This is a genomic window from Candidatus Pacearchaeota archaeon (assembly GCA_035404185.1).
GTDB lineage: Bacteria > Patescibacteriota > Minisyncoccia > Minisyncoccales > Minisyncoccaceae > UBA2211.
This window is the reverse complement of the sequence record DAONGN010000001.1, coordinates 253660-278096: the sequence shown is the minus strand read 5'-3', so window position 1 is coordinate 278096 and position 24437 is coordinate 253660. Positions and strand designations below refer to the sequence as shown.

Below are 24437 nucleotides of genomic sequence, written 5' to 3'. Positions count from 1 at the left end.
AACTTGCAGTTTTCTTATTGGCGATATTATCCTCTTAATTTCTTAAGCCATTCGTTGACATCATCTTCTGACTTGAAATTAACTACCACCTGAATACTATCTTTTTTCTTCTCAATCTTTATATTTTCCAAGTTTAATATTTGTCTAACTTTCTTTTCTAAAAACTCGCTAACCATTAAAGGAACTTGCTTAACAAAGCTTCTTTTAGGACCAGCTCCAGCATTTCTTTCTTTTACTCTCCTTTCCGTTTCTCTAACTGAATATCCATTAGTTATTATTTCCTCTAATAACTCTTTAATCATTTTAACGTCTTTACATCCCAATAATGCCCTAGCGTGCCCCTCTGATACGCTTCCCTCTTTTAAAGCTTTTTTAACTTCTACTGGTAAGGCTAATATTCTTAAGCTGTTAGCAATAGCTTCTCTGCTTGTTCCAGCAATTCTAGCAATTTCTTTTTCTAAAAGACCAAATTCCTCTCTTAGTCTGTCAAAAGCCTCGGCCTTATCAATTGGATTTAAGTTCCTTCTTTGTACGTTTTCAATTAAAGCTATTTCTAATTTTTCTCTGTTTGACTGCTCACGAATAATTACTGGAACCTGTTTTAAACCAATTTTATCAGCTGCCCTCCACCTTCTTTCTCCTGCAACAATCTGATATTCATATGTAATTCCTCTATCGCTCTTTTTTTCTATCTTATTAACTATAATTGGCTGAAGTATTCCATACTTTTTGATTGATTCTCCCAAAGACTCTAAAGCTTCCTCATCAAATTCTTTACGAGGCTGATAAGGATTAGGCTTTATTTTTTCTATCTCAATCCAGAAGATAAAATCCTTACGAATCTTATCTTCGGGAATAGAAGTATCTTTTTTAGGTATCAATGATTCAATTCCTTTTCCAATCATATTTTAAATTATTAATTTTTTGATATTATTTCACGTGCTAGTTCTCTAAAAGCATGGACAGCACGAGAATTAGGAGAGTGCCTTAAAATTGTTTTACCGGTTATAGGAGATTCAGACAAAGAAACTGTTCGAGGAATAACAGTATCAAACACATAACCAGGAAAGCTTCTTCTTAGATCTTTTGAAATTGCCGCGCAAACTCTATTCTTCCTATTGTACATTGTCATTACTGAACCTAATACTTTAATATTCATTTCTAAATTATCATTAATCAATTTAATGTTCTGTAATAATTGCCCTAATCCTTCCATTGCTAGATATTCACATTGAACTGGAATTAAAACTTCATCGGCAGCAATCAAAGCATTTAAAGTTAACAATCCTAAACTAGGAGGACAATCTATTAAAACGAAATCGTATTGGTCTTTAATTGTATCTAATACTTCTTTTAATTTGAACTCTCTATTTTCCATGTTAACCAATTCTATATTAGCTCCAGCTAAATTATGTGAAGTTGGCATAATATCAAAAGCCAAAAAAGGAGTCTTCTTGATGATATCTCTCGGAGAAACTTGCCCTAATAATGCTTCATATAAAGATATATTCAAATCTCTAGGTTTTATTCCCATCGAAAAAGTAGCATTAGCTTGGGGATCAATATCAACAAGAAGAACCTTCTTTCCAAAGGCAGTTAAAAACACGGGTAAATTAACAGCAATTGCTGTTTTCCCGACTCCACCCTTTTGATTAGCAATAGCGATTACTCGAGTCATTAATATAATTTTAACACAAGGCTTTTAAATTTACAAACAATGTTTTTTATGGTAAATAAAGATATATGCCGAAGTGGCGGAACTGGCAGACGCGTAGCACTCAAAATGCTATGGGGGCAACCCCGTGAGAGTTCAAGTCTCTCCTTCGGCACATTTGTGTTTTTTTTATTTGCCGAAGTGGCGGAACTGGCAGACGCGTAGCGTTCAGAACGCTATAGATTTATTCTGTGTGGGTTCAAGTCCCACCTTCGGCACTACTTGTCTTTTTCAATCTTTTCACCAGGCAAAGTTGATTTATTAGCTCCAATTTTTCTACCGGGATAAATTATTGTGTTTATTCCTGTTTTAACATTGTCACCTATAATTGTTCCAAATTTACTTCTTTTGGTATCAATCAATTCTCCCTTTATTTCTGTCTTTACTGTTTCGTGGTTATGTTTTAAATTGGCAACAATTGTTCCAGCTCCAAAGTTACAATTTTCTCCAATTATTGAATCTCCAATATATGATAGATGACTAGCGCGTGTTCCTTTTCCGATTAAAGAATTTTTAATTTCGACTCCTTGTCCTATTCTACAACCGTCTTCAATAACAGATCCCGAACGAATAAAACAGTTGGGTCCAATAATGCAATCTTTGCCAATATATACTGGTCCTTCAATATACGCTCCACTTTTTACAACCGTTCCTTCCTTAATAATAACTTCTCCTTTTAAAACTACTCCTTTTTCTATTTTTCCTTTCCTTTCTTTCTTTTGCTTCTCAAATAAATAAGGGATTACGTCGAAAATATCCCAAGGATATGAAGCTGGCATCCAAAAAGAAGCCTCACAAATACGAAGCTTTTTTTCGTGAATAAACTTTTTAATATAATCTGTAAACTCGAATTCACCACGAGCTGATTTTTGAATCTCATAATCAAATATTGTTTTGGGCAAACAATACAAAGCTGAATTAACTAATTTAGAAACTGGCTGAGATGGTTTTTCGATAATACTTTTAGCATATCCTTCTTCTTCATCAATCACTCCAAAACAAGAAGGATTCTCATGTTCTTTAACTAAAATAGATGGACATTTATTAATTGCTTTTTTAATGTCTTCTGTTGAATAAAAATCATCACCATTTAAAAGCAAAAACTTATCTTTTAAGTAAGAATAAGCTAACTTAGCTGAAGAACCTGTTCCTTCAATCTTACTATCTTCAATATAGGTTATTTTCATTTTACCGTATTTCTTTCCAATCTTCTCTATTATCATTTCTTTCTTGTATCCAACGATAATAATAACCTCACTAACCAATCCATCTAATTCATCTAAATTATATTCCAAAATACTCTTTCCAAAAACTGAAAAGAGTGGCTTTGGTCTGCTCTCTGAAAGAGGTACAAACCTTGTTCCTTTCCCGGCTGCTAAAATTATTGCTTGCATATCTTTAATAATACTTCTGCTATCTTACTTGAATCGTGAATAATCTCACCCTCTTGAGGTAGCAAATCTAATCCGATATATTTGTCGCTCTTAGATAAATTATCAAATTTAACCATTTCAAGAAATTGAGGATGTGTTTTTAAATATTCGTCGATTCTCTCTTTATTAGGCATGTTTGTATTAAAGATAACATAATCAAGCTCACACTTCAAACAATTTTCTACTTCCCAAACAAAATCATTAACAGTGAAACCGTTTGATTCCCCGTTCTTGGTCATCAAATTGCAAATATATACTTTCTTTGCTCTGCTCATCTTTATTGTTTCTGAGGTACCGTCAACCAATAAAACCTGCATTAAAGAAGAATAAATATCTCCTGGGCCGATAACAACCATGTCTGCCCTTTTAATTCTTTTCACTGTTTGCGGACAAGCCTTAGTTATTGGTCTTAAAAACAATTTCTTAATTTTTAATTTAGGGTCATGCTTAGGAACATCAATATTTGATTCTCCAATAATTTCTTCATCATTTTCTAAAACAGCGACTAAATCAGCCTTGTGTGTTGTTGATGGAAGTATTTTGTGATTTTGGATAAGCATTGAATTCATTTTTTCGAAAAGAGACCTGTATCCACCTTTTTCCAAAGCCATGGCAACGAAAGCAATGTTCCATAAATTATGTTCATGCAAGTCACCATTTTCAAATCTATAATCTAATAACAATTTGTCTTCTTCTGATAGATTGCATAATTCTAAAAATGCTCTTCTAATATCTCCTGGAGAAATAACATCATAGTCTTTCCTTAGTCTTCCCGAAGATCCACCAGAATCTAAAACTGCCGAAACAACAGTTAGGTTAACCTTTTTATTTTTTAATCCAGAGAGAACGACCTTAGGCATAGCATTGCCCCCTCCAATACAAACAATATTCTTTTTTACAAATGGGTTTGTAAACATTTTTCTATCTCTGGTTTTTTATCTTTTACGAGATGCTTAGTCGCTTCTTCTTCAAAACAAGCTCTATCTTTTTTAAACAAAATTCCTAATGGTATTTTCCCTTCTCCATTATAGTTCCATTCTTTAATTAAAGTTAAAGCTTTTGTTCTTGAGTCTAATTCTTCATTAACTGCCTCGTAAACCTTCTCGTTATAGAATTGAATATTGTTGAAGAAACTAGTGCACGGCTGCATAACTTCAATAAAAGAAAATCCTTTATGATTTACTGCTTCGATAATTAAATTCTTCAAATGTTCTATCTTTGCTGAATACCCTCTAGCAATAAAAGAAGAATTGGCAGCCAGCATTAATTCTAATGGGTTAAGAGGCTCTTCAATTGATCCAAAAGGAGTAGATTTTCCTTTTAATCCTTTAGGAGAAACAGCTGTAAATTGCCCAGTGGTTAATGCAAATAACCTATTATTGTGCATAACAACATTAATATCTGAATTTCTCTTAGCAGCGTGGATTAAATGAGAAATTCCTTCATCCAATGCCGCTCCATCTCCCAAAAATACTATTATCTTTAATTCTGGATTAGCTAATTTAATTCCCATGGCAGTTGCAATAGATCTGCCATGAAGAGAATAAAAACTATTCAAATTTAAGTAATCTACTATTTTTGAATTGCATCCAATGTCAGAAACGATAACAATGTTTTCTTTAGGAGTTCCTTTTAAAATCAAATCATTAATCGCCAATTTAACCGCCTGAAGAATTCCAAAATTTCCACAACCAGGACACCATGTATTTATAGAATTTGTTTCTAGTTTTTCCATATTAAATATTCTTTAATTTCCTTTCTAATTCTTCTACAGTAAAAGGCCTCATGTCATACTTGAGGATTTTTTTATCAACTTTAACTCCATTACAATTAAAAAGTTTTTCCATTTGTCCTGAAGCACTACATTCGACTAATATTAATTTGCTAACGCCTTTAAGTGCTTTTTCAAATTGTTTCTTTGGGAATGGCTGGAGAACAAGAGGTTGAATAAATTTCAATCCTAATTTTTCAGCAATCTCTAATGACACGCCCTTGGTTGAACCCCAAGCAACAATTGCTTTTTTAGATTTTTTATTTCCGTAAACTTTAACAGCTTCTAATAAATCAACTTCTGCTCTCATCTCTTCAAACTTTCTTAATCTTTTTTCCTGCATCAACATAATGGTCTCGCTATCTTCAACTGATAATCCCTTTTCATCGTGTTCATAGCTAGTTCCCTTAACTATCGCTTTATCTCCTGGAAAAGCCATTGGAGAAATTCCGCTCTTCAAATCAGTATATCTTTTGTATTCTCCTTTTCCACTCCACAAAACAGGCTTCTCTTTTTTGATTTCTTTTAAAATCTTCTCATCGAATTCAAAGGTACTTTCTGATAACTCTTTATCAACTAACAAAATAGCTGGAGTTTGATATTTCCAAGCTAAATTCAATAATTTACCAGACCAATAACAAGATTCATTAGCATCTCCAGGAGCAGCAATGAATCTAACGAAATCTCCGTGTCCTGAATTAAGAGTAAAAAGCAAGTCAGCTTGGCTACCATATGTTGGAACTCCTGTCGCTGGACCTGATCTTTGACTACTAATAATCAGAACTGGAGTTTCTGCCATAGCTGCCAAACTTATCCCCTCGGTCATTAAGGCAAATCCTCCTCCTGATGTTCCAACCATTGATCGTTTTCCAGCAAAAGCTGAACCAACAGCTGAATTAATTACTGCTATTTCATTTTCTAATTGAGCAGTAATAATATTAAAATCTTTTTCGTGTTCAGCTAAATAATGAAGAATACTAGTAGCTGGAGTCATGGGATAAGCATAATAAATATCTAGTCCCGCCTTAACTGCTCCCAAAGCAATTGCTTCGTTTCCAGTTAAAAGAGGATCGGGATTAGCTTTCAATTTTTCAATATTTAAAACTGTTTTTGTTTCTTCATAGGCTTTTTTAGCTATCTCTAGATTTTTTTCAATTCCTTTTCCTAATTCCTTTTTTAAAGCATCCTCTAATACTTTCCATTCTATTCCCATCGCCTTGCTGAATCCAGCAATTAAAGCCGTGTTACTCATAATAGGAAGACCTCCTAATTCTTTAGTGATAGTATCAGAAGCTATTCCTACTCCTTTTTCTTTTTTAATTTTGTCTTTATTGAAAATAATACAACCATTCTTTTCTAGTGATTTTTCATGCCTATTAATTGTGTTTGCATCTAAGGCTAACAAAAAGTCGGCCTTTTCACGATTAGAAAAATGCTGACCTTCAGAAATTCTTACTACCGAAAAGTTATGTCCTCCTTTAATTAAAGATTGATAATCTTCAGAGATAAAAACATTGTAGCCAAGATTATTAAAAAGCTTAGCGATTATTAATCCTGCCTTTCTTGAGCCTTGTCCGGCGGCCCCTCCGATGATGATTGAGTAGTCTTTTTTATTTTTCATAATAGGCGTATTTTATCACAATAGAAACAAAAGAAAAATTAATTATCCACAGTTCTAGTGATAATTTTATTCAACGGTAACACTCTTAGCTAAGTTTTTTGGCTTATCAATATCTCTACCTAATGAATCAGCAAAATAGTAAGCGAACAAGTGAAGAGGAATGACTGAAAGTATTGGCGTTAACATTTCTAATGTTTTAGGGATATAAATAACATCATCGGCAATCTTTTCGATTTCTTTGTTTCCAATAGTTGCAATAGCAATAATTTTTCCTTTCCTGGCTTTAATTTCTTCGATGTTCGAAATCATCTTTTCATAAACTGAATCAGTTGGACAAATAGCGATTGTTGGACAATTCTCGTCAATCAAAGCCAATGGACCGTGCTTTAATTCTCCACCAGCTAATCCCTCAGCATGGACATATGAAATCTCCTTTAATTTAAGAGCTCCTTCTAGGGCAATTGGATAATTATACTTTCTTCCAATAAACCAAAAATCTCTACAGTGTTTGTATTTTTCAGCAATTTTCTTAATCTCATTTTTCTGTTTTAAAATTTCTCTAGCTAGTTCAGGAATTTTCATCAATTCAGAAATAATTCTTTTTCCTGTCACAATTGACATATCTCTCTGTCTTCCTAAATATATTGTAATTAGGGATAAAATTGTTAATTGACCAAGAAAAGCTTTAGTAGAAGCAACTGCAATTTCTGGACCAGAACGAGTATATACTCCCGCATCAGTTTCTCTTGATTGAGAAGAACCAACAACATTGGTTATTCCTAAAGTTAAAACCCCCTTAGCTTTCATTTCTCGCAAAGCTGCCAAGGTATCAGCAGTTTCTCCAGACTGGGAAACAAAAATAGCAGCTGTAGATTTATTTACAATTGGTTTCCTATATCTGAATTCAGAACCAATATCAGTTGAGGTTGGAATATTTGCATATTCTTCAAGCATGTATTCTCCAATCTTAGCAGCATAATGTGCAGTACCGCATCCAATCAAAGTAATGTTGTCTATTTTTCTTAGTTGATCTTGAACTGATTCTAATCCTCCTAATTTAACCGAGCCTTCATCTTCTAATAATCTTCCTCGCATCGCATCTTCAATTACGTTCGGCTCTTCCATTATCTCTTTTAACATAAAATGCTTGTAACCACCCTTTTCTGCTTGTTCAATGTCCCAATCAATTGTTTCAATATTTTTCTGAGCTTCTTTTTCTTCTTTTAAAATACAAAATCCATCTTTCTTTAAGATTGCCATTTCTCCGTCATCTAAATTAATAATCTGTCTAGTTCTAGTAATTATTGCTGAAGGGTCAGAAGCAACTAATAATTCATCAACTCCAACTCCGATAATTAAAGGAGAGGACATTCTTGCAGCTACAATCTTGTCTGGATCTTTTGTTGAAATAACAGCTAAGCCATATGTTCCTCTTATGTCCCTTAAAGCTTTTCCTACTGCTTCTTCTAAATTATCAACATAATATTTCTCTATTAAATGGGCGATTATTTCGGTATCAGTTTCTGATTTAAAAACATGCCCCTCATTGATTAGTTTAGCTTTTAATTCTTTATAATTTTCAACGATTCCGTTATGAACTACAAAAATTTCTTTTTTGCAATCACAATGAGGATGAGCATTTTCTTCAGTTACTAACCCAGTAGTTGCCCAACGACTGTGCCCTATTCCAATCTGTCCGCTAAAGTCTTTTTCTAAAAATTCTTTTTCGGTATTATCTATTTTACCAACTCTTTTAAAAAGAGACGCTTTGTTGTTATTTAAAAAACAAAAACCATAGCTGTCATAACCTCTGTATTCCATTCTCTTTAATCCAGACAAGAGAATCGGAGATGCTTCTTTTGTTCCAATGTATCCAATTATACCACACATATATTTATCAATTTATTTTCTACAAAAAAGATCTCCTTGATTTCTTTTCCTTCAAGCCACTTTTTAAGTTTCTCATTACTTAAAACAATTTTCTCTACTTCCTCTTTTTGGGTATCAACTTCTACTTCAATTTTTTCTCTCATTTTTCCATTAACCTGAACAATCATAATTACCTTTTCTTCCTTAATCAAGCTTAAGTCTTCTTCTGGCCATTTTTCCAAAAGAATACTATTTTTATTTCCTAAAATGCTCCATAATTCTTCGCAAAAATGTGGAACAAAAGGAGATAATAATTTTAAAATTCTTTCAATTTCATCTTTACCGAATTCATCTTTCTTCTCAGAAATATAATTAAAGAATTCCATAAAAAAAGCAATTGGAGTATTAAACTTCATTTTTAACAAATCATCGCTAACTTTCTTGTTTAGCTTATGAACCATAGCAATAATTTCAGCAGAGCTGGTTTTATTATCTTTGCATGAAATAATAATATCCCAGGCCTTATTCAAAAATCTATTAACTCCCTTAACTCCTTGCTCATTCCATTGTATCGCCTGATCAAATGGACCCATAAACATTTCATAAGCCCTTAATGTATCTGCTCCAAACTCATCAACGATAACATCAGGAGAAACAATATTTCCTTTTGATTTACTCATCTTCTGCCCATCAAAAGCAAGAATCAATCCAATATTTCTTAATTTTTTAAATGGTTCTTTAGTTGAAACAACTTTAATGTCGTATAAAAACTTATGCCAAAAACGTGAGTATAATAAATGTAAAACAGCGTGTTCCGCTCCTCCAACATATAAATCAACTGGCATCCATTTCTTCTCTATTTCTTTATCAAAAATTTCTTCGTTATTCTTATTATCTAAATATCTTAAATAATACCAACAAGAACCAGCCCATTGCGGCATAGTATTAGTTTCTCTTTTTGCATCACCTCCGCATTTAGGACATTTAACGTTTACCCAATCAGATATTGCCGCTAAAGGAGATTCCCCTGTTCCAGTTGGTTGATATCTTTCAATGTAAGGAAGTTTTAATGGCAACTCGTTTTCAGGAACCGCAACCATCCCGCATTTAGAACAGTGAATAATCGGAATCGGTTCTCCCCAATATCTTTGTCTTGAAAAAACCCAATCTCTTAATTTATAATTCACCTTCTTTTCTGCTTTTCCTTGACTCGCTAAATATTCTCCTATTTTCGCCCTTCCTTCTTCTGAAGTTAAATTGTCAAAATTAGAAGAATTAAATAATATCCCATCTTCAACAAAAGCCTTCTCTTGTTCCTTGTTCTTTCCTTTAATAACTTCTATTATTTCTAGTCCGTATTTATTAGCAAAATCAAAATCTCTTTCATCATGAGCTGGGACAGCCATAACTGCTCCTGTTCCATAATGAAATAAAACGTAATCAGCAATAAATACTCTGATTTCTTTTCCATTAATCGGATTAATAGCTTTAATTCCTTTTAATTCAACTCCCGTTTTATCCTTGACCTCACTTATTCTTTCTCTCTCGCTCTTATTCTTAGCCTTATTAATATATTCTAAAACTTCTTTTTTATTCTCAATTTGAAGTTCATTAATTAGTGGATGTTCAGGAGCTAAAACTAAATAAGTACAACCAAATAAAGTATCTACTCTGGTTGTAAAAACTGAAATTTCTTTAGTATTATCAATTAAAAATTTAATTTCCCAACCTTCACTTCTACCAATCCAGTTCTTCTGCATTTCCTTTATCTTCTCCGGCCAATCGATATCATCCAATCCTTCTAATAATTTATCAGCATAATTAGTTATTTTTAAAACCCACTGTTCGATATCCTTCTTAGTAGTCTCAGTTCCACATCTTTCACATTTTCCATCAACAACTTCTTCATTGGCTAATCCAGTTTTACAAGATGGACACCAATTAATAGGAAGTAATTTTTTATAAGCTAATCCATTCTCATATAGTTTTAGAAATATCCATTGAGTCCATTTGTAATATTCTGGACTAGTAGTATTAATTTCTCGAGACCAATCATAGCTCAATCCAATCATTTTCATTTGTCGCTTAATATTACTGATATTTTTTTCAGTAATAATCTCTGGATGAATTCCTGTTTTTATCGCATAGTTTTCTGCTGGTAAACCAAAAGCATCCCAGCCCATTGGATGGAGAACATTAAAACCTTGAGCTCTTTTTACTCTGGCAATAATATCAGTGGCAATATATCCCTTAGGGTGACCAACATGAAGACCTTCTCCTGAAGGATAAGGAAACATGTCTAAAACATAAAATTTAGGATTTTTTGAATCCTCTTTAGTTAGATAAGAATTATTCTTTTCCCAATAATCCTGCCATTTTTTTTCAATTTCTTTGTAATTATATTCCATACTACATTAATAATAGAGCCCCTATCATTCCCATAACTATCGAAATCGTTATGGTAACATACCACCACGTATCAACATTCAATTTATTACTCCCAATCATATTTTCAAACATCGGTTTAAAATACAAAAAAAAGTAAAAAAAGGCATAGCCAACAGCAATCCCAAAAAGGATAGCCCTAATAAAATATATTAATTCTCGACTGATATATTGCATAATTGTATATATTTAAAGAATACCACAAAACAAAAGGCCTGTTAAGGCCTTAAATATTAAACAAATCCTTAGTATTTTTATAGGTTATTTCTTCTATTTCTTTAGCCGTAACTCCTTTTATCTTAGAAATTTCTTCGATAATATATTTTAAGGAAAAAGGGTTGTTTCTTTCTTCAAACATGGGAGGAGAAAGATAAGGACAATCTGTTTCGAGTAGTATTTTGTCTAAAGGAATATTCTTTATCGCTTCTTCTGAATTAATCTTAAAAATTATTCCATTAATTCCAAAATACAATCCTAAAGAAAGAAATCTCTCAACCTCTTCTTTTGTTCCTGTAAAGCAATGCAAAACTCCTTTAATCTTTCTTTTAGATAAAATACTATATAAATCGTCAAAAGCCGAACGGCAATGAATAATAATCGGTAAGTTTAATTCTTCTGCTAAATCAAGCTGTCTTTCAAATATCTTTTTTTGCTCTTCTTTGAATAACTCTTTCTTAGTTGTTCCCTTCGGCTTACGCCAATAATCAAGACCACATTCCCCTATAGCGATAACCTTTTTAGATTTAGCTAATACTTTATACGCGTCATAATCAAAATCATTTTCTAAAGCTCCTTCTATTTGTTTTAAGTCCTCCTTACTTTTCAAAAATTCTGAATCAATATTAGAAGGATGCAAACCAATTGAAGCAAAAACATTATCTCTCGCTATTTCTATACATTTTTTTGAACTTTTAAAATTAGTACCAACATTAATTAGACCTATTCCTTGAGCAAGGCATTTTTTAATTAGTTCTTCTCTATCTTCATCAAATTCAAAAAAATTAAGATGAGCGTGAGTATCAAATATCATATTCTTGGAAAAAGAGCCTCTCCTTTATTAACAATAAAGACTCCATTTTCTTCTTTTAACTGTTCTTTCATTTTTTTTACGGTTGAAGGCAAGAACGGTTCTATTAATTTAGAAATATTATTTAATGAGTAGATAAGGTTTGAAAATACTTCTTTTTGTTTTTCTATATCTGTAATTTCCCATGGTTTTTCTTCGTCAATGTATTTATCACAAAAAGAAACCAATTCCCAAATATCTGATAAAGTTTCATTAAATTGAATAAATCTTTCATTTGCTTTGCCTTCTACTTCTTTATTCTTTTCAATAAAAAGACTATTCGGTTTGATTTCAAATCCGTTATTCAATCCTGTTTTTGTAACCATAGCTAAAGTTCTAGAAAATAGATTTCCCAATCCACTTGCCAAATCTGAATTATACCTCTTTTCAAACTTCTCATAAGTAAAATCACCATCTCCCAATGCTGGAATCTCTCTTAATAAAAAATATCGAACACCGTCGCTTCCGTATTTAGAAACCAATTCTTTAGGATCAATTACATTGCCGATACTTTTACTCATTTTCTGATTGTCAACGGTTAAATACCCGTGAACAAACAATGTTTTGGGTAAAGTAATTCCAGCTGATAAGAGCATGGCTAGCCAATAAACAGAATGGAATCTGATAATTCCCTTTCCTATCACGTGCGTTTTGAATTCATTGTTCTGCCAAAATTCATTAAATTTACTTTCGTCACTACTTCCATATCCAAGGGCATTAATATAATTTGAAAGAGCGTCAAACCAAACCCACATCTTTTGAGTTGAATCACCTGGAACGTCTATTCCCCAACCTTTCGCCCTTTCACTAGTTCGAGAAATACAAAAATCTTGAAGTCCTGAATTAATAAAGCTCACTACTTCTTTTTTTCTTGACTCAGGAATAATCTTAACTTTATCTGTTTCAATCAATTCTTTTATCTTCTCTTGATAATCAGAAAGCTTAAAGAAATAATTCTCTTCTTCGATCAATTCTGGCTTAACTTTGTGTTCAGGACATAGTCCATCAACAAGTTCTTCTTCTTTATAAAATTCTTCACAACCGACACAATATAATCCAGAATACTTCTTTTTATAAATATCTTTTTCACAAACTTTCCATAATTTCTGAGCTCCCTTAAAATGCCTTTCTTCGGTAGTACGAATAAAATCATCAAGAGATATGTTTAGTAAGTCTTTAAACTCAAAAAATTTATTAAAATTATCTGTAACTAATTCCATAACCGAAACTCCCGCCTTTTCAGCACTTCTGACATTTTTTAAACTATTCTCATCGCTGCCAGACAAAAAGAAGACTTTATCGCCAAGTAATCGATGGTGTCTTGCTAAAACATCTGCCTGAACAAACTCTAAAGCATGTCCTAAGTGAGGAGCAGCATTAACATATGGGATAGAGGTTGAAATAAAAATCTTTTTCATAATTAATCTTGTTCTTTTCTATGATTAAAATAATCCTTTAATCCTTCGAATATTATTCCAGCTATAGGTATCGCTAATACAGCTCCAATAACCCCTCCTAAAGATGCTCCGATTAAAATAGAAATTAAAACTAATACGGCAGGCAATCCAGACATTTTTTTAGTAAACACTGGCATTAAAATATTGCTTTCAATTTGTTGAATAAGAACAAGGAAAAATAATGCAACAATTAGTGTTGGTAAAGAAATAGAGAAAGCAAGAGCAGCTATAACTATTCCTGAAATTATTGGACCAATCATTGGAATTATATTCAATATTCCAGCTAAAATAGCTAAAGCTAGTAAAAATTTAATCTTTAAAAATAAACATAATAGAAATGTCATTATAAATACAAAGAAGCAACATAGTATTCTACTTCCAAACCAAGCCACTACATGATGCTGGCTCCTTTCCCACCTTTCTAATACTTGCTCTTCGAAACCTCTTGGTGAAACTAATTTTAATCCTTTAAGAATGTCTTTTTCTTCTATCGACATAAAAATGGCTAAAACAAATACGGTTAATCCGGCAAAAATACTACCGAATAAAGAAATAAAAATATTGAATATATTAGAAGAAATATTGATTAAGCTTTGCTTTAAACTTGAATCAAGAGAATAAATTCCATTTAAAGAATCTAATCCTATTTTATTTAAAAAGGTTGGAACCCTATCAAAATACTGAGAGAAAGTTGAGCTGAAATATTGTGTTTCCGTAATTAGTGGAGGAACAATAATAAATACTATAAATCCACAAATTAAAAGAAAAGAAAAATATACTATTATTGCTGCCAAAAATCTTTTTATTTTTCTTTTTTCAAGAATATCGATTAAAGGGTCGAAAAGAACCGAGATAAATAGAGCAATAATTGACCAAATAATGATATCTCGTAAAAGATAAACAATCCAAAAAAGAATAATAGCAGCTATTATCTTAAATATAGTTCTCCATGTAATGTCTATCATTTCAATTTCCTTTTTCATGTTATTAAAATTTTAATATTTTTTTTAAATCTTCTTCTTTTTGTTTATATGGACCTATAATTGCTAAATTTAATTTCTCTTCTTTGAAAATATCTTTTGCTACCCTCATTATATCACTTGCCTTAACTTTTTCTATTTCTTTGATTATTTCTTCAATCGATAAAATTTTATTTTTTAAAAGCTCTTGAGTACAATAAAAAGAAGCTCTGGCATCTGATGACTCCATGCCTAAAACAATCTTTCCCTTCAAGTGATCTTTAATCTTTCTCAATTCTTTTTCAGTAACTTTCGTTTCTGTTAATTTTTTATACTCTTTTAAAATAGTCTCTATAACCTTATTAATCTTTGAACTGTCTATTCCAGCAAAAGTAGAAAAAGAACCAACATCTGACTCTGATTCGTTATAAGTAGCTACATAATAAGCTGCACCCAATTTTTCTCTTACCTCATTGAATATCCTTGAACTCATCATTCCACCCAAAAGAGTAGCCATAACATCCATTACATATCTATCTTTATGTAAATAATTGTAACCTCTAACCCCTAAAGCCATTGTTGTTTGATTTGTCTTCTTGTTCAAAATAAAAACATTGGGCTCTGATTGTTCATTATTTACTAAATCCTTACCTTTATTTAACGAAGTTGGCATTTTAGAAAAATACTTTTTAGCTGATTCTATAGCCATTTTTTCTTTAATATTGCCAACAATACAAATAACCGTGTTCTTTGCAGTATATTGAGAATGGACATAACTAAGCATATCCTCCCTTTTAATATTCAAGACTGAATCTTTAGTCCCGCCGATAAACCATCCTGCAGGCTGATCTCCATACAAAGCCTTCCTCCAAATATCTCCAATATTTCTCATTGGGTTATCATCAAACATTCTAATTTCTTCGATAATAACCCCTCTTTCTTTTTCAATCTCTTCTGCGGGCATAACTGAATTAATAAAAACATCTGAAATCCAATCCATAGCGATATCAAAGTGGGTAGCATCAACTTTCGCATAATATCCAGTATATTCCTCTCCAGTAAAAGCATTCATTTCTCCTCCAATCTTATCCATCTCGCCTGAAACCTCCATCGACCCTTTTCTTTTTTTTGTTCCCTTAAACATCATATGTTCAACAAAATGGGAAATTCCTGATAATTTTTTATTTTCATATTTAGAGCCAGTTCCAGTCATTACCAAAACAGTCACAGCTTTTGTTTCTTTTTGTGGAACAGTTATTATTCTTAATCCATTTTTAATCGTTGTCTTCCTGTACATCTCCTTTTTCTTTTTTTAATTGTTTTTTTAATTCAACCATTTTAACTTCTCTATTTACAGTTAACTCAAAAAACTTCTCTAATTCATTAACCCTGTTCACCATTTCTTTTTGAGATTTTTCTAATTCACTTCTTGAACTGTACATTTTTTCCGAAGCTCCGTTTAAACTTCGAGACAAATCAACAATCTCTTTATCCATGCTTCCAGTAATAAAAACTGCCCTTTCTTCTCCCATTGGTAAATCTACTGCAAAAGCTTCCAATTCTTTTAATGCGTTACTTAGATAAACAAACAAAACCCTATCAATAATGAAAGTCATGCTCAAACCAATAAAACAAATAATCGCTACATTAATACTAAAAGGATAAACAGAAATTAGAACTATTAAAACGGTAAATAGTGGCAAAAAGAATAAAAAATAAAACTTACTTCCAATTCCAAAAAACTTTGTTTCGTCTGGCCTATCTTCTCTTTCCATTAAAATTCTTCTACATTCTTTTACTGCTGGAGATATAAATTGTTGACAGAAAAAGGCAGCAAAAGCACAAGAAAAAAATAAAGCTATTAATCCACCACAAAAAATCATTAATAATTCTAAATTTGAAGCTAAATTAAACCACTCCGTTAAAATAACTAAAACCATAATTGATAAACCATTTGCCAAAACATTAATTGAGCTTGTTTTGCTAACAAAAATAAGAGCATTAAGAGTGTCTTTAATTTCTTCGGTAGACAATCCAGGGACTATTCCTTTAGAATTTACATTCTTGTTTATCAACCTAACATTATCTTCTGTTAAAAAATTAGACCCGCCATATCTTAAAATTGCCAAAAAACAAAATAACGCCATATAGATAGGAGCCATTATCAAAAAAGATCTTCCTGCTATAGGATTCTTAAAATTAACTATGGTAGTAATTAAAACATAGGCAAACGCACCACAAAGAAGAGACCATCCTAAAATGGGAATTAAAAGATTAAAAGTATAAGGAACCCTAATTTTCATATATTTCCTTTTTTAATATAGAAATTAAATCGTCTATTTTTATTCTTTTTTGTTCCATTGTGTCTCTATTTCTTAAAGTAACCGCATTATCTTCTAGTGTTTCAAAATCAATAGTAATAGCATAAGGAGTTCCAATTTCATCATGTCTTCTGTATCTCCTACCAATAGCACCAACTTCATCGTACTGACAATTAAAACACTCTTTTAATAGATTAAAAACTTCTCTTGCTTTAGCAGTTATATTTTCTTTATTTTTAACTAAAGGTAAAATAGCAACCTTAATCGGAGCAATCTTTTTATTAAGTTTTAATAAAAATTCTGTTTCCTTGACTGATTCAGTAGTGGTTGTTCTTCCTCCTTCAATTTCAGTATAGGCATCGCATAGACAAGCTAAGAAAACTCTTTCTACTCCGCAAGATGGTTCAATAACATAAGGAATATATCTTTCCTTGGTTGCTTCTTCGTAATAAGTTAAATCTTGGCCAGAATGTTTCTGGTGTTGAGTTAAATCATAATTTCCGCGACTGGCAATTCCTTCAATTTCAGCCCAACCAATCGGAAATTTGTATTCGACATCAACACAACCTATAGCATAGTGAGCCAATTCTTCTTTTTCGTGATATCTTAATCTCAGATTTTCTTTCTTGATTCCTAAATCATTAACATACCAATTCATTCTTTCCTCAACTATCTTTTTAAAAATATCATTTTCGGTTCCTGGTTTTACAAAATACTCCATCTCCATTTGTTCAAATTCACGAAGCCTGAATATAAAATTACCAGGAGTAATTTCATTTCTAAAAGCTTTACCAATCTGAGCAATACCAAATGGCAATTTGACTCTCTGTGTATCAATAATATTTTTGTAATTAACAAAAATACCTTGTGCTGTTTCGGGACGAAGATAAGCAATCGAAGCGCTATCTTCAACTGGTCCAATAAAAGTTCTAAACATTAGATTAAAATTTCTGGCCTCAGTTAATTCCCCTCCGCACTCAGGACATTTTGTTTTGTCGTCTAAATGATCTGTTCTGAATCTTTTATGACATTCCCTACATTCAGATAAAGGATCAGAAAAATTCTCAGTATGGCCTGAAGCTTTCCAAATATTCGGATTCATTACAATTGAACTATCTAATCCGACAATATCGTCTCTTTTTCTTGTCATGGCATTCCACCATGAATCTTTAATATTTCTTTTTAATTCCACGCCTAAAGGTCCGAAGTCATAAAAACCACCCAATCCACCATAAATATCTGATGATTGAAAGACAAAACCTCTTCTTTTAGTAAATGAGACTATTTTTTCAAAACTGTTTTCCATATATGTATATACTACCAAAAAAGCTGAAATAAGCCAAGTTTTTATGGCTTCTCAAAGTTCTAGTAAAATTATTCACATTGAACATAATTTGCGCTACATTTTCCATCACCTCCAACACTTCCAAAGTTATCAATACACCATGTTCCTAATTTTTTATTTAAAAATTCTGTTTTACAACAATATTTTTCGCCATCCTTACTTATAAAAATATGAGCAACTCCACCCATTGATTCAATATCTTTAAAAACTCTTTTAACATCTTTACTATTATCAAATCCAATATAATCATTATTTTGAACCTCATATATTTTGGCCCAATTATTCAATTGATTCATATCCATCTTCACCCTTATCACTTTTGCGTTTTCTTGAGTTCTATATGATAGATATAAAGGTAAAGACATGGAAGAAAAGAAAACCACCAAAACCGCCAAGGCTCTAAATAACTTCTTAATCTTTTCAGGTTCTCCAAAGCTCATTGGCTCATTTGCCCGTAAAGAGTTTCTGTTTTTGTCGTTAACACTGTGTTGGTCCATTGATCTGTTCCCGAAAGTTGAGCAGAACCAAGAAGAATAATTGCTTCGTCAGCTAATTCGGGCTGTATCGAAATTTGGAAAGCGCAAATCTTTGGATCTTTTATCACTCCTGACCCAGCAGGAAGACTGCCGATATTACAAACTACCTCGCTCGTATTACTATCGTAATTTATTTCCATTCCCTCTGGATATGTTTTACCAACAAAGGTAATACTTTCTGGTAGGACAGTAATCATCTTGGCATTCTCAATATCGTTATAATTGTTTATTGCTTTCCATTCAACAGTCAAAGTAGTTTTTTGGCCTGTTTCTAATGGGTAAGGTCCTGAATTTTCAAAATACGTATTATCAGAATAAAACTTTTGTTGAGCTGAAATGACTGAATTAATTTTAGTTAAAAAGTCTTGCCTTGTTTCTCCTAATGTCACCTTATTTTTTAAAATAGGATTCTTATCATTTAGTGATTTCATCGCCCACTGCGGCTTAACATTAATCCAAAATTCAACCTTACCAACCTGACCTACATCTAAAAGCTTCAATTCGGGAATTTTATCTGCCTCCCAAATAATTGAATTATCTCCTGTTTGGTATTTCCCATCAGTAGTTTTAATTGAATTTAAATCAAATTGATCGCCTTCAAGCCTAGTAATTAAAACCAAATCTTGCATCGCACTATCTCCAACATTCCTAAAAGTGACTTCGTAGTGTAATTGATCGCCAGGAGAAGCCACATAATTATCACTATTATTTATTTTCTGAGTGATATATAATCCGGGAGCAACTATCTCTACTCCTTTAAGTACTTCTTTTAAAAGAATGAAATTGCCGTCTTGCCAAATTCCAATTTTAGCTTTAAAAACTTTTTGTTCCATTGATTGTCCATTCAAAATTCCAGATATCTCTATCTTTCCTGCTCCACCTTCATTTAATATCGGGATATCCCATTGACTATTATCCATTCCCTTCGGTTGCGAATATAAGAATTGGAAATCATCAGGAAGCTCAACATAACAAGTTAGATCTGTTAAAGGATAAGAGACGTTTGAAGAATAGTTAACTCTAAAAGTTAAAGCCTTACCTGTTGAAGCCTTTGAGCCAATATCGATACTCAGATTCAAAGGTATCTCTCCTAATATTGTCGTAAGGGTTGTTGAAACTTCACTTCTTGTTTTTAAATCCTTAGGCTGAAAAGAAACACTAGCTTTGGCAACTTTAGTATCATTCTCTTTTCCTAATAGTCTAGCATTAAATTTAAATGATCTTTCTTCTCCAGGATAGATATCTCCACCTAAATCAGTAGAGCTCATTACCTTAACTTTACTTTCTTTTTCTCCGATAATTGAACCTTCAGGATAAGTAAAAATCATTTCAGGATTCTCTAATCTAATACTGCCATTGTTTTTCATCTTAACAACATATTCAACGTCCTCTCCAACGGTTGTTTTCTCTGGTCCTAATATTTCTAATTTCAAAATTTCTTTAGAAAAAGACATGCTCTGCCAAGAATAATAAGTTGCCACTCCTAAAAGAGCCAAAACTATTAAAACTATAACAATAATTAAATTTTTTTTCATTTTAGTTTATTATGTCTTTTATTCTACTAAGCATATCGTTTCTAGCTGTTTTCCAGCTTCCTTCTTCTTTATTTACCTCTTTTTTTATTTCTCTAGTTATTTTATCTAACTCAACTTTAGTGTAATGTTCATATTGTCCTTTGGTGAAATGCTTTTCAGCTAATGCTTTCATCTTATCTTGATACATGCGGGACTTTCCTCCCCACATGTTCTTGTAAGCATCAGGTTGAGCAATTTTCCAAAGTATTTCTCTTTTAGTAACATCTCTCCTTCCTCTAAAAAATGATGGTTTTTCTACTGGCTCTTCTTTTTTGGGTTCTGGTCTTGCAAACTTTCTTGCTGTTTCTGGTCCTTTACTTTCATCTCTCATTAAAGGATTATTAGTATCGGGCTCTTTTTTTAAAAAAGAATTACTCTTTGTCTCATCATTCATGAAAGGATTAGGTCCACCCGTATTGCTTTGTATTGGAGCGTTGTCTTCCATATTATTGGTTTAATACTTCTTCTAATGACTTTCCCGCTAATTGAGAAGCACGATCAGGTTTATTTTTTAATGCAGTAGCAATTCTTCTAATCTCATCCTTACTAAACGTTTCATAACTATTTTTCTTATACCCAAGAGCTTCTTCTATAATTTCTTTAATTTGATCTTTGCTTGAAGCATACTCTCCCGTATTATATACATTACCATATGCATCCTTGTGTCCTGCACGACCAATAAGATCTTTTTTGGAAAGCGTTTTACCACCATCAAAAATTGATTTTGACTTTTCTTCTACTGGCTTTACTTCTTTTATTTCTTCTGGTTGTTGCTCATCTTTCTTTTCCAATGACTGTCCTAAAATAAAATCTCTGAAAGAAACCATATTATATCTTTTTAATATTTAATAATATTTTTTCACTTCCTATTTCTATCTCTTTCATTCCTTCTTCATTAGCCTTAATGAAGTCTTTTGCTAAAACTTCTTTTAAGATAGTATCCTTGTTTCTTTCTAATATTCTATCAAAAAATTCTGATTGTTGGAAGTAAATATTGATAGTATCTTCAGGAACAAACTTCAAATCCTTTCTCATTTGTTGAATTTGTCTGATTATTTCCCTTACTTCTCCTTCTTCTTTCAATTCAGGAGTAAGATTAATGTCTAATTCAACTGCTTCATTAATACTATTATCAAAGATGATTTCCTTCACATTCACTTCATCTTTAATCAAGTCTAATATCTCTGTCTTGTCTTTTATTTTAGTTTTAACTTCCTTAACTTTTAAAGATGTTAAAGGCTGTCTGACTTTAATTCCTACTTTTGATCTTAAGGCTAGCGCTAAATTAACAATATCTCTAGCTTCTTGCATTTCTTCTTCTAATTCTTCATTAATCAATTTAGCATCAACTTCTGGATAATCACATAAATGAACACTCTCCTTTCCATTATTATTCATTTTCAAATAGATTTGTTCAGTAATAAAAGGAGTAAAGGGAGCCATTAGTTTGGATAATTTAAATAAAGCGTAATTTAATGTATTAGTCGCTTCTTCTTTTTCTATTTCTGTTTCTGGTTTTTGGAATCTTCTCCTCGATCTTCTAATGTACCAATTAGATAAATCATCAATGTAGTCATTGAATAATCTAGTAGCCTTAGTTAATTCATACTTATCCATCCATTTAATCACCTCTCTGTTTAATGTTTCTGTTTTAGAAATAATCCATTTGTCTAATAAATTGTCAGTCTTTAATTCTTTAACTTCTCCTTTGTAAGTTTCAAAGAAAACAAAACAGTTTTCTAGAGCAGAAATAATCTTTCTCCAGTATTCTTTAACTTTGTCTCCTGAGAATCGGTAATCTTCTCCAATTGAAGTTGAAGCCAAAAGGAAATATCTTAAAGAATCAGCTCCGTAAGAATCAAACATTTCAGCTGGGTCAGGATAGTTCTTTAACTTCTTACTTAATTTCCTTCCTCTGTCATCTAAAACTAAACCATTCACAATGACGTTCTTAAAAGCGGGATGGTCTTTTCCTAATCCAATATTATCAATTGTTAATGCAGTTGCTAAAACATGGAGAGTGTAAAACCAACCTCTAGTCTGATCTAGTCCTTCAGCAATAAAATCAGCGGGATATGTTTTCTCAACTAATTCCTTATTCTCAAATGGATAGTGCCATTGCGCATATGGCATAGAACCTGATTCAAACCAGCAATCAAATACTTCGGGAGTTCTCTTCATTTCTCCTCCACATTTACACTTCAATTTAACTTCATCAATATATGGACGATGAAGGTCCTTTAAATCATATTCTTTAACGGCCAATGACTTTATTTCTTCAATTGAACCGATACAAATCTTTTCTTTACAATCAGGACATTGCCAAATCGGAATGGGAGCACCCCAGAATCTATTTCTACTAATGTCCCAATCTCTAGCACCCTCTAACCATTTACCGAATCTTCCCTCTTTAACATTATCTGGAACCCAATGAATTTGTTCATTGTTCTTTAATAGTCTATCTTTAATCTTAGTAACCATGACATACCAACTTTCGATAGCATAATATAATAAAGGAGTATCACATCTCCAACAGTGTGGATATTCATGAACAACTAATTCTTCTTTAAAAAGAATTTCTCTTTCTTTTAAGTTCTCAATAATCTTCGGGTCAGCTTCTTTAACTGGCATTCCTTGAAAATCAGATACTTCTTTTTTAAAATTACCAGCTATATCAACGGTGTGAAAGAAAGGTAATTCATATGTCTTACCCATATTAAAGTCATCTTCACCATACATGGGATTCAAATGAACAATTCCTGTTCCATCTTCATTAGAAACAAAATCACCAGCTAATACTTGATAAGCATTTTTAATATTATCTACTTTTTCTTCTTTTAGATAATTAAATAAGGGTTCGTATTTTATTCCCACCAATTCACTACCTTTAAATTTCTTAATTGTTTTGTATTCTTCTTCAATAATAAACAATCTATCAGTTGCTAAAACATATTCTTGATTGCTACTTGTTTTAATAAAGCTGTATTCTAAATCTTTATTAATAGCTAAAGCAACGTTCCCTGGTAATGTCCAAGGAGTAGTAGTCCAGACTAATAAATAAGCATCTTCAAATTCTTTATTGTCTATTATCTTAAATTTAACGTAAATAGATTTATCTCTAGTTTCTTTGTATCCCTGATTAACTTCAAAATTAGAAAGAGTGGTTCCACAACGAGGACAATAAGGAGAAACACGATAATTCCTATTTACTAATTCTTTATCCCATAATTGTTTTAAAACCCACCAAACTGATTCAGTATAGTTACTATCTAATGTTGAATAAGCATGATCATAGTCAGCCCATCTACCTACTCTTTTTAATGTTTCTTGAAAATCATCAACACAAGCAAAAACAGAATTCCTGCAAGCATCATTGAATTTCTGAATTCCCATTTCTTCAATCTGTTTCTTGTTTTTAATTCCTAATTCTTTTTCAATTAAGTTTTCTACTGGTAAACCGTGACAGTCCCAACCAACTCTTCTGGGTACTTGATATCCCCTCATTGTCCAATATCTTAAAACAGCATCTTTAATAGTAGTAGCTAAGATGTGGCCGTAGTGAGGTTTTCCAGTCGCAAAAGGAGGACCATCGTAAAAACTGAAATACGGAGAACCTTTTCTGTTCTCGATTGATTTATGGAAGATATCGTTATCTTCCCAGAATTTTAATATTTCTTCTTCTTTATTCATGTATTTTTTTAATCTCTCCTGTATTTGGTAATATTTCTTTTCTTTTTTCTAATAGAGTCTGATTATCTAATCCTTTGATGTATCCTTCTAGAAGCCATATAGGATCACCATGAGAAACGATGAGGATATTCTTGTCTTCAAATTCTTCTTCAATTTCATTTAAAAGCCTAATCATTCTTTCTTTACATTGATTCCATGATTCTCCGTTTGGAATGGCTGTATTAAAAGCTTTCATTCGATCATTGTTATAGAAATTCCAATACTCTTCTTTAGTTTTACCCCCAAAAGCTCCCCAATTCAAGTCCCGGAGCCTCGTATCATATATAATCTTATCGATATCATAATTAATGATTTCAGCTACTATTTTAGCTGTTTCTCGACATCGTAAAATATCTGACGAAAAAAGGCAATCAATTTTGTCTTGTTTTAATGTTTCTCCTGCTTTTTTTGCTTCCTTTTTTCCTTGTTCAGTTAAACAATATGGAGGATTACCATCGGGCCATATATATATTATATCTTTGTGCTCAGCCTGATGATTATTTTGGCCGTGCCTTAAGAAAAAATACCTGTTTTTGAGGTTAAGTTTCATACGTTAAAAATAGCAGATTTTGAGAAGGAGAGCAATAAATCAAACAA

The 24437-nt window shown here is 32.0% G+C and carries 20 protein-coding genes and 2 tRNA genes; 2 read left to right on the top strand and 20 right to left on the bottom strand.

Annotated features, from left to right (window positions below):
- Positions 1-26 precede the first annotated feature (26 nt).
- Entirely contained in the window at positions 27-905 is an 879-nt protein-coding gene (locus PLD14_01520; GenBank protein ID HPR79877.1) for a ParB/RepB/Spo0J family partition protein, read from the bottom strand.
- 11 nt (positions 906-916) lie between these two features.
- A complete protein-coding gene (locus PLD14_01515) occupies positions 917-1678 on the bottom strand; it encodes an AAA family ATPase (GenBank protein ID HPR79876.1) in 762 nt (253 codons plus the stop codon).
- 67 nt (positions 1679-1745) lie between these two features.
- Between PLD14_01515 and PLD14_01510 the strand changes: the two genes are divergently transcribed.
- Positions 1746-1829 (top strand) — tRNA-Leu (locus PLD14_01510).
- Between the two features lie 20 nt (positions 1830-1849).
- Positions 1850-1932, top strand: a tRNA-Leu gene (locus PLD14_01505).
- Here PLD14_01505 and PLD14_01500 read toward each other — a convergent pair.
- The 18 genes from PLD14_01500 to PLD14_01415 all read right to left on the bottom strand — a co-directional run bounded on the left by PLD14_01500 (position 1933) and on the right by PLD14_01415 (position 24390).
- The gene (locus PLD14_01500; GenBank protein ID HPR79875.1) at positions 1933-3108 is read right to left on the bottom strand and encodes a sugar phosphate nucleotidyltransferase; all 1176 of its coding nucleotides are present in this window, start codon (positions 3106-3108) and stop codon (positions 1933-1935) included.
- Positions 3096-4064 (bottom strand): uridine diphosphate-N-acetylglucosamine-binding protein YvcK, encoded by a 969-nt coding sequence (gene yvcK / locus PLD14_01495; GenBank protein ID HPR79874.1) that lies wholly within the window; start codon positions 4062-4064, stop codon positions 3096-3098. The genes PLD14_01500 and yvcK overlap by 13 nt, the downstream gene beginning before the upstream one ends.
- Complete coding sequence (locus PLD14_01490) at positions 4043-4882, bottom strand: thiamine pyrophosphate-dependent enzyme (protein HPR79873.1); 840 nt, start codon at positions 4880-4882, stop codon at positions 4043-4045. Before PLD14_01490 ends, yvcK begins: the two co-directional genes overlap by 22 nt.
- A 1-nt stretch (position 4883) precedes the next feature.
- Positions 4884-6539, bottom strand: a complete 1656-nt coding sequence (locus tag PLD14_01485) for a 2-oxoacid:acceptor oxidoreductase subunit alpha (GenBank protein HPR79872.1) — start codon at positions 6537-6539, stop codon at positions 4884-4886.
- A 66-nt stretch (positions 6540-6605) separates the two neighbouring features.
- A complete protein-coding gene (glmS, locus tag PLD14_01480; protein ID HPR79871.1) occupies positions 6606-8429 on the bottom strand; it encodes a glutamine--fructose-6-phosphate transaminase (isomerizing) in 1824 nt (607 codons plus the stop codon).
- Complete coding sequence (gene leuS, locus PLD14_01475) at positions 8417-10816, bottom strand: leucine--tRNA ligase (protein ID HPR79870.1); 2400 nt, start codon at positions 10814-10816, stop codon at positions 8417-8419. Before leuS ends, glmS begins: the two co-directional genes overlap by 13 nt.
- 263 nt (positions 10817-11079) lie before the next feature.
- Complete coding sequence (locus PLD14_01470) at positions 11080-11883, bottom strand: TatD family hydrolase (GenBank protein ID HPR79869.1); 804 nt, start codon at positions 11881-11883, stop codon at positions 11080-11082.
- The gene (metG, locus tag PLD14_01465) at positions 11880-13337 is read right to left on the bottom strand and encodes a methionine--tRNA ligase (GenBank protein HPR79868.1); all 1458 of its coding nucleotides are present in this window, start codon (positions 13335-13337) and stop codon (positions 11880-11882) included. The genes PLD14_01470 and metG overlap by 4 nt, the downstream gene beginning before the upstream one ends.
- 2 nt (positions 13338-13339) lie before the next feature.
- Positions 13340-14359 (bottom strand): AI-2E family transporter, encoded by a 1020-nt coding sequence (locus PLD14_01460; GenBank protein HPR79867.1) that lies wholly within the window; start codon positions 14357-14359, stop codon positions 13340-13342.
- A gap of 4 nt (positions 14360-14363) precedes the next feature.
- Positions 14364-15632 carry a pitrilysin family protein gene (locus PLD14_01455; GenBank protein ID HPR79866.1) on the bottom strand — a complete coding sequence of 423 codons (1269 nt, stop codon included), beginning with the start codon at positions 15630-15632 and terminating at the stop codon, positions 14364-14366.
- Complete coding sequence (locus PLD14_01450) at positions 15610-16638, bottom strand: hypothetical protein (protein ID HPR79865.1); 1029 nt, start codon at positions 16636-16638, stop codon at positions 15610-15612. Before PLD14_01450 ends, PLD14_01455 begins: the two co-directional genes overlap by 23 nt.
- Positions 16628-17962 (bottom strand): glycine--tRNA ligase, encoded by a 1335-nt coding sequence (locus tag PLD14_01445; protein ID HPR79864.1) that lies wholly within the window; start codon positions 17960-17962, stop codon positions 16628-16630. The genes PLD14_01450 and PLD14_01445 overlap by 11 nt, the downstream gene beginning before the upstream one ends.
- A gap of 68 nt (positions 17963-18030) precedes the next feature.
- On the bottom strand, positions 18031-18441 hold the full coding sequence (locus tag PLD14_01440; protein HPR79863.1) for a hypothetical protein: 411 nt from the start codon (positions 18439-18441) through the stop codon (positions 18031-18033).
- The gene (locus PLD14_01435; protein HPR79862.1) at positions 18438-20072 is read right to left on the bottom strand and encodes a hypothetical protein; all 1635 of its coding nucleotides are present in this window, start codon (positions 20070-20072) and stop codon (positions 18438-18440) included. Before PLD14_01435 ends, PLD14_01440 begins: the two co-directional genes overlap by 4 nt.
- 1 nt (position 20073) lies before the next feature.
- Positions 20074-20556, bottom strand: a complete 483-nt coding sequence (locus PLD14_01430) for a hypothetical protein (GenBank protein ID HPR79861.1) — start codon at positions 20554-20556, stop codon at positions 20074-20076.
- Position 20557: 1 nt separating this feature from the next.
- Positions 20558-20938 (bottom strand): hypothetical protein, encoded by a 381-nt coding sequence (locus tag PLD14_01425; GenBank protein ID HPR79860.1) that lies wholly within the window; start codon positions 20936-20938, stop codon positions 20558-20560.
- A 1-nt stretch (position 20939) separates the two neighbouring features.
- Positions 20940-23801 (bottom strand): isoleucine--tRNA ligase, encoded by a 2862-nt coding sequence (gene ileS / locus PLD14_01420; protein HPR79859.1) that lies wholly within the window; start codon positions 23799-23801, stop codon positions 20940-20942.
- A complete protein-coding gene (locus tag PLD14_01415) occupies positions 23794-24390 on the bottom strand; it encodes a histidine phosphatase family protein (GenBank protein ID HPR79858.1) in 597 nt (198 codons plus the stop codon). The genes ileS and PLD14_01415 overlap by 8 nt, the downstream gene beginning before the upstream one ends.
- Positions 24391-24437 lie beyond the last annotated feature (47 nt).

Bases quoted from the DNA above. Each gene is read 5' to 3' on its own strand.
- PLD14_01455 (HPR79866.1), bottom strand. From the start codon at position 15,632: ATGTACAGGAAGACAACGATTAAAAATGGATTAAGAATAATAACTGTT.
- PLD14_01445 (HPR79864.1), bottom strand. From the start codon at position 17,962: ATGGAAAACAGTTTTGAAAAAATAGTCTCATTTACTAAAAGAAGAGGT.
- ileS (HPR79859.1), bottom strand. From the start codon at position 23,801: ATGAATAAAGAAGAAGAAATATTAAAATTCTGGGAAGATAACGATATC.
- yvcK (HPR79874.1), bottom strand. From the start codon at position 4,064: ATGTTTACAAACCCATTTGTAAAAAAGAATATTGTTTGTATTGGAGGG.
- PLD14_01485 (HPR79872.1), bottom strand. From the start codon at position 6,539: ATGAAAAATAAAAAAGACTACTCAATCATCATCGGAGGGGCCGCCGGA.
- glmS (HPR79871.1), bottom strand. From the start codon at position 8,429: ATGTGTGGTATAATTGGATACATTGGAACAAAAGAAGCATCTCCGATT.
- PLD14_01435 (HPR79862.1), bottom strand. From the start codon at position 20,072: ATGAAAAAAAATTTAATTATTGTTATAGTTTTAATAGTTTTGGCTCTT.
- PLD14_01440 (HPR79863.1), bottom strand. From the start codon at position 18,441: ATGAGCTTTGGAGAACCTGAAAAGATTAAGAAGTTATTTAGAGCCTTG.
- PLD14_01490 (HPR79873.1), bottom strand. From the start codon at position 4,882: ATGGAAAAACTAGAAACAAATTCTATAAATACATGGTGTCCTGGTTGT.
- PLD14_01470 (HPR79869.1), bottom strand. From the start codon at position 11,883: ATGATATTTGATACTCACGCTCATCTTAATTTTTTTGAATTTGATGAA.
- PLD14_01520 (HPR79877.1), bottom strand. From the start codon at position 905: ATGATTGGAAAAGGAATTGAATCATTGATACCTAAAAAAGATACTTCT.
- PLD14_01500 (HPR79875.1), bottom strand. From the start codon at position 3,108: ATGCAAGCAATAATTTTAGCAGCCGGGAAAGGAACAAGGTTTGTACCT.
- PLD14_01430 (HPR79861.1), bottom strand. From the start codon at position 20,556: ATGGAAGACAACGCTCCAATACAAAGCAATACGGGTGGACCTAATCCT.
- PLD14_01460 (HPR79867.1), bottom strand. From the start codon at position 14,359: ATGAAAAAGGAAATTGAAATGATAGACATTACATGGAGAACTATATTT.
- PLD14_01515 (HPR79876.1), bottom strand. From the start codon at position 1,678: ATGACTCGAGTAATCGCTATTGCTAATCAAAAGGGTGGAGTCGGGAAA.
- PLD14_01450 (HPR79865.1), bottom strand. From the start codon at position 16,638: ATGAAAATTAGGGTTCCTTATACTTTTAATCTTTTAATTCCCATTTTA.
- PLD14_01425 (HPR79860.1), bottom strand. From the start codon at position 20,938: ATGGTTTCTTTCAGAGATTTTATTTTAGGACAGTCATTGGAAAAGAAA.
- PLD14_01415 (HPR79858.1), bottom strand. From the start codon at position 24,390: ATGAAACTTAACCTCAAAAACAGGTATTTTTTCTTAAGGCACGGCCAA.
- metG (HPR79868.1), bottom strand. From the start codon at position 13,337: ATGAAAAAGATTTTTATTTCAACCTCTATCCCATATGTTAATGCTGCT.
- leuS (HPR79870.1), bottom strand. From the start codon at position 10,816: ATGGAATATAATTACAAAGAAATTGAAAAAAAATGGCAGGATTATTGG.